The organism is Kitasatospora sp. NPDC050543 (genome assembly GCF_044457565.1).
GTDB lineage: Bacteria > Actinomycetota > Actinomycetes > Streptomycetales > Streptomycetaceae > Kitasatospora.
Window position 1 is genome coordinate 1 of sequence record NZ_JBITGZ010000078.1, and the last position, 5,615, is coordinate 5,615.

Consider the following 5,615-nt stretch of genomic DNA (forward strand, 5'->3'; position numbering starts at 1 on the left):
GTGCCGAAAGGAAGGAGCGAGGAAGAGAGCGAAGCGAACGCGGGAGCGACGCCCGTCGGCACCGGACCGGAGCGCCCCGCAGGCGAGCCGAGCCCCGATCAAACCGCAGCAGCCGCTGCGCGGCCTGCGGTGCGGCCGGAGAAGAGGCAGCCGCCGAGGAAGGTTCCCTCCAGGGAGCGGTAGCCGTGCATTCCGCCGCCGCCGAAGCCCGCGGCCTCGCCCGCCGCGTAGACGCCGTCGAGTACCGAGCCGTCGGGGCGCAGTACCCGGGCGGAGAGGTCGGTCTCCAGGCCGCCGAGCGACTTGCGGGTGAGGATGCTCAGCCGGACGGCGATCAGCGGGGCCGCCGCCGGGTCCAGGATGCGGTGCGGTGCGGCGGTGCGGATCAGCTTGTCGCCGAGGTACCTGCGGGCGCCGCGGATCGCGTTGACCTGGAGGTCCTTGCCGAAGGGGTTGGCCAGTTCGCGGTCCCTGGCCTCGATCTCGCGGCGCAGCGCGTCCTGGTCGATCAGCGGCTGCCGGGTCTTGGCGTTCATGCCGCGGACCAGGTCGGGCAGGTTGCCGGCGACCACGAAGTCCGCGCCGCGGCGTTTGAACGCCTCGACCGGGCCGGTCGCGCCGGGCAGTGCGCGGCCGAGGACGCCCCGGATGCTGCGGCCCGTCAGATCGGGGTTCTGCTCGGAGCCGGAGAGGGCGAACTCCTTCTCGATGATCTTCTGGGTGAGGACGAACCAGGTGTGGTCGTGGCCGGTGCGCCTGATGTGTTCGAGGGCACCGAGGGTGTCGAAGCCGGGGAAGACCGGTACGGGCAGCCGGTTGCCGTGAGCGTCCAGCCAGAGCGAGGAGGGGCCGGGCAGGATGCGGATGCCGTGCCGGTGCCAGATCGGGTCCCAGTTCTCGATGCCCTCGGTGTAGTGCCACATCCGGTCGCCGTTGACGAGGTTGCCGCCGGCCTCGCCGGTGATGCCGAGCATCAGGCCGTCCACGTGCGCGGGGACGCCGGAGAGCAGTCGCTCGGGCGGGCTGCCGAGCCGGGCGGGCCAGGCCTTGCGGACGAGTTCGTGGTTGCCGCCGATGCCGCCGGAGGTGACGATCACGGCCTGGGCGCGCAGTTCGAAGGTGCCGGCCACCTCGCGCGAGCTGGCCTGCCCGCGCGCGGCGCCACTGGGCACCAGCACCTCGCCGGCGACGGTGTCGGTGACGCCGGCGTTCGCGCTCAGCGCGGTGACGCGGTGGCGGAAGCGCAGGTCGACCAGCCCGCGCTCGGCGGCGGCCCGGACCCGGCGGACGAAGGGTTGGACGATGCCGGGGCCGGTGCCCCAGGTGATGTGGAAGCGGGGGACGGAGTTGCCGGGGCCGGTGGCGAGCAGGCCGCCGCGCTCGGCCCAGCCGACGACGGGGAAGAAGCGCACGCCCTGCGCGTGCAGCCAGGCGCGCTTCTCGCCGGCGGCGAAGTCGACGTACGCCTCGGCCCAGCGGCGCGGCCAGCGGTCCTCCGGGCGGTCGAAGCCGGCCGTGCCGAGCCAGTCCTGCCAGGCGAGTTCGCTGGAGTCGCGGATGCGCAGCCGGCGCTGCTCGGGCGAGTCGACCAGGAAGAGGCCGCCGAAGGACCAGTGCGCCTGTCCGCCGAGGCCGGCGGCCGGTTCCTGGTCGAGCAGGATCACCTTCCGTCCGGCGTCGGCCAGTTCCGCCGTGGCGGCCAGACCGGCCAGCCCGGCTCCGATGACGATGACGTCGGCGTCCAGGGCCATGCGCGGGTCCTCCATGAGCGGCGGGGCGGCGGGTGGCTCCGATAGTGCGGCCTGCCGATCACTGCGTCAACCGGCCGGTGACGACCGGGGGGAGTGCGCCTGGGCGCCCGGATTCGAATTTCGCTCCACGGTGGAGCCGAAATGCAGTCGCTACACGGTGGAGCGTAATTGGAAATATCATTGCCGACTTTTCGGGAATTACTGCCGATCCAATGGACGGCTACGAAACCTGGCAGTAACTTACCGAGGAGTAGTAGCTGTGGCCCGGCTCACGCACACCCCACCCATTGCGTTTCTCTCCCCCAGGAGGAACTGTGCTCAGCCCTGCCCGGAAACTCTCCGCCGCCCTCGTCAGCGTGCTCGCGCTGGCCTCTGTCGCCCTGTCCGCCTCGGGCGCGAACGCGGCAGCCCCCAAGCACTATGTGGCCCTGGGCGACTCCTACGCGGCCGGGGCCGGCGTACCAGGCCAGTCGGCCGGCCTGTGCCTGCGCTCCGACCGCAACTACGGCCACCTGGTGGCCGCCACCCTCAAGGCCTCCGCCTACACGGACGTCACCTGCTCCGCCGCCAAGATCAAGGCGATGACCTCGGCCCAGTACGACGCCTTCATCCGGGTCAACGACCCCCAACTGGACGCCGTGACGGCCGACACCGACCTGGTGACCCTCGGCATCGGCGGCAACGACCTGGGCACCACCGACCTCGGCATCGCCGAGGTGATCGCCACCTGCATCGGCGGCGTCGTGGTCAACCCGTTCGGCACGCCCTGCAAGGACGTCTACAACCACGGGCACTGGGACTGGAGCAGCTGGTCCTGGCAGTACGGCCGGGACGACCTGACGGACCGGATCGGCGCAGCCCAGCCGAAGCTGGCCGACGTCCTCGCCCGCATCCACGCCAAGGCCCCCAAGGCCAAGGTGCTGGTGGTCGGCTACCCGTCGCTGCTGCCCGAGGACGAGCACGAATGCGTGCTCCGCCAGCCCGTCACCACCGGCGACGTCGCCTACCTGCGCGGGGTGCTCGGCAAGCTCAACGCGATGATCGCCACGACGGCCGCCGCCAACGGCGCCACGTACGTGGACACCACGGCCGCCACCCGGGGCCACGACATCTGCTCCGACGACCGCTGGATCGAGGGCGCCCTGCCGCACTCCCCCGCCGTCCCGTTCCACCCGAACGCGACCGGCGAGCGGGTGATGGCCGACGCCGTCCTCGCGGCGCTGCGCTGAGCGGCGGGTACGGGGAAACGCCGACGGGGCGTGGTCGCACACCGCGACCACGCCCCGTCAACTGCTCGGTGCACCGGTTCTCGGCGCACCGACTCTCAGCGCACCGACTCGCGGCCCACCGACTCGCGGCGCGCCGGCCGGGTCACGGCTTGATGCGGACCACCTGCGGGTCGTGGTCGCTCGCCTGCTTGGCGAACTCGCTGTTGATGTGCACCACGTCGTACTTGGCGTACCCGACCTCGGGGCTGACCAGAATGTGGTCCAGCACCTGCGAGTTGCCCTGGTAGACGTAGGAGTACTGCTCCTTCTCGGGCAGCTCGTTCACCAGGTCGCGCAGCACGCCGCCGGCGGTGAGCGTGGCCAGCGCCGGCGAGAACTGGTAGTCGTTGAAGTCGCCGAGCGAGACGATCTTCGCGTCGTGGTCGGCGGCCAGCAGCTTGGCGACGAAGGCCTGCTCGACGGTGGCCTGCTTGACCCGCTGCTCCTCGGAGCTGCGGGTCGGGTTCTGGAAGCGACTGTCGATGCCCTGGTCGCCGCCCTTGCTGTTGAAGTGGTTGGCGATCACGAAGAGCTTCTTGCCACGGAAGCTGAACTGGCCCACCAGCGGCTTGCGGCTGTTGACCCAGGCCTCGTTGGCGGGGTCGATCCGGCCGGGCGAGGCGCTGAGCGCGGCGGCCGCGCCCGTGCCGGTCACGTCCACGGCGGCGGTGGAGGTGCCGCCGGCTATGTCGGTGAAGGAGATCCGCTGCGGGTTGAAGAGGAACACCTGGCGGATGTTGCCGCCGGGCTCGCCGCCGTCCTTGTTGTTCTCGGGGTCGATCGAGCGCCACTCGTACGCCGGGCCGCCGGCCGCCTTGATCGCGGCGATGAACTTGGCCACCGTCACACTGGCGTCCACGGTGCCGTTGTTGGTGGCGCCGTTGTTGTCCTGGATCTCCTCCAGGGCGACGACGTCGGGCGAGCGCAGGTTGGTGACGACCGCCTGGGCCAGCTCGGCGTACTTGCTGTCCGGGTTCCCCGGCGCCAGGTTCTCGACGTTGTACGTGGCGATGGTCGCCTCGCGCTCGCCGGCCGGCGCGGTGACCTCGCGCTCCAGGTGGTTGTCCTGGACGGTGCCCAGCGTGGTGGCGGCCAGGGTGTAGCCGCCGAACTGGTTGTAGTCCAGCGGGCCGGTGGTGGCGCCGGTCAGCACGTCGCCGACGTTGGCGACCGGGAACGGCTGCTGGGCGATCGGGGTCAGCGACTGCACCATCAGGCGGCCGACGTTGGGCTCAGCGTACGACTCGTACAGCACGCCGCCGCGCTTGCTCCTCTGGTCCTGCGCGTCGGCGGCGACCCAGAGCTCGTTGTACTTGTCGGTGGCCTGGATCACCCGGGTGTCCCGCACCTGGACGTTCATGCCCTCCAGGGACTCGTAGAAGTCCAGGGCGTACTTCTCCGGCTGGAGCGGCAGCGCCTCGATGGAGGCACCGCCGGCGAGCGGGGTGTACGTGCCGGGGATGTTGCGGGTGCTGACGACGACCGGCGCGGGCACCGGGTCGCCGGCGGAGACCACGGTGATCTGCGGGGCGCTCAGCTGGGTGAGCGACTGCGAGCCGCCGCCGAAGTTCGGGTAGTACTCGGTCACCTTGCCGGTGACCAGCACCGAGTCGCCGACCTTGACGCTCGGGACGGCGTTGCCGGTGTAGACGAACAGGCCCTCGCTGGTGGCGGGGTCGGCGTCCGGGTTCGGGTCCTGCATCCAGAAGCCCTTGGAGCCGTACGTCCGCACGCCGGTGACGATGCCGGGGACGCCCGGGACGCTCTTGCCGACCTGCGGCGACAGGCGGGTGGTGCCCTGGATGTCGTGGATGCGCAGCGGGCCGGGCTCGGTCGGGCCGGCAGCCGTGGCGCCCTGGGCGGCCGACGCGTCGGCCGGGGACGCGGCGACGGCGGAGGGCAGCGGCACGAGCACGAGCGAGGCGGCGAGGCCGGCCGGGAGCATGGTCGCGCGCAGCAGCGCTCTGCGGGAGCGGGAGCGGGGGTGGGATGCGGTGGGCGTGGTCACCGGGACTGGACTCCTTAACTGCCGTGGCACAGGCATGACACGGCATCCGGGTGTGCGGGGTGCAGCACTGGGGCCCGGCGGACGTGGGGTCTGGTCGCCGGGCCGTGATGTTCGCTCAGAACTGTTGCGGCGGCGCACTACTCGCGTAGATCAAGCTGGTGAACGCCCCCGATGCGCACAAGATACGCGCGTAGAAAATGACGCGACAAGCCCTCGGCGGTTAACAGTTGACACAGCGGCGCAAGTCACACCGAGCCACGGGGGGAGCACTGCGGGCGAACCCGGCCGAACCCGGGCGAACCTCCTGCCGCGTGCGGCCGCAGCGGCCGGAGGCCGGCAAGTGTTCCTGCGCACAGGCCCCCTGACGTCGACTGATGCCCGCCGGCCGCCCACCGACCGACCGCCGGCGGCGGCGGCGAACTCTGCAAACGCGGCGAACGCGGCGAACGCGAAGAGGGCCCGCCCCCCCGGGGGGCCCCCCGCCCCCCCCCCCCACCCCCCCCCGGCCCCCCCCCGCCGCCCCCGCGGGGCCGACCGGCGGCCCGGCCGCCCGCCCCATGAACCCCAACCCGCCCAACATCAACCACC

Annotated in this window: 3 protein-coding genes; 1 reads left to right on the forward strand and 2 read right to left on the reverse strand. The window is 71.9% G+C overall.

Features of this window, described 5'->3' with window-relative positions; translation table 11 throughout:
* Positions 1-98 precede the first annotated feature (98 nt).
* Positions 99-1,751, reverse strand: coding sequence for an FAD-binding dehydrogenase (locus tag ACIBH3_RS35685; protein ID WP_396316283.1), 1,653 nt, complete (start codon positions 1,749-1,751; stop codon positions 99-101).
* A gap of 314 nt (positions 1,752-2,065) precedes the next feature.
* Here ACIBH3_RS35685 and ACIBH3_RS35690 point away from each other — a divergent pair, with 314 nt between their 5' ends.
* Positions 2,066-2,980, forward strand: a complete 915-nt coding sequence (locus tag ACIBH3_RS35690) for an SGNH/GDSL hydrolase family protein (RefSeq protein WP_396316284.1) — start codon at positions 2,066-2,068, stop codon at positions 2,978-2,980.
* A 142-nt stretch (positions 2,981-3,122) separates the two neighbouring features.
* On the opposite strand, the gene ACIBH3_RS35695 is transcribed toward ACIBH3_RS35690, so the two are convergent.
* The gene (locus ACIBH3_RS35695; RefSeq protein WP_396316285.1) at positions 3,123-5,027 is read right to left on the reverse strand and encodes an endonuclease/exonuclease/phosphatase family protein; all 1,905 of its coding nucleotides are present in this window, start codon (positions 5,025-5,027) and stop codon (positions 3,123-3,125) included.
* Between the last annotated feature and the right edge of the window lie 588 nt (positions 5,028-5,615).

Bases quoted from the DNA above. Each gene is read 5' to 3' on its own strand.
- ACIBH3_RS35685 (WP_396316283.1), bottom strand. From the start codon at position 1,751: ATGGCCCTGGACGCCGACGTCATCGTCATCGGAGCCGGGCTGGCCGGT.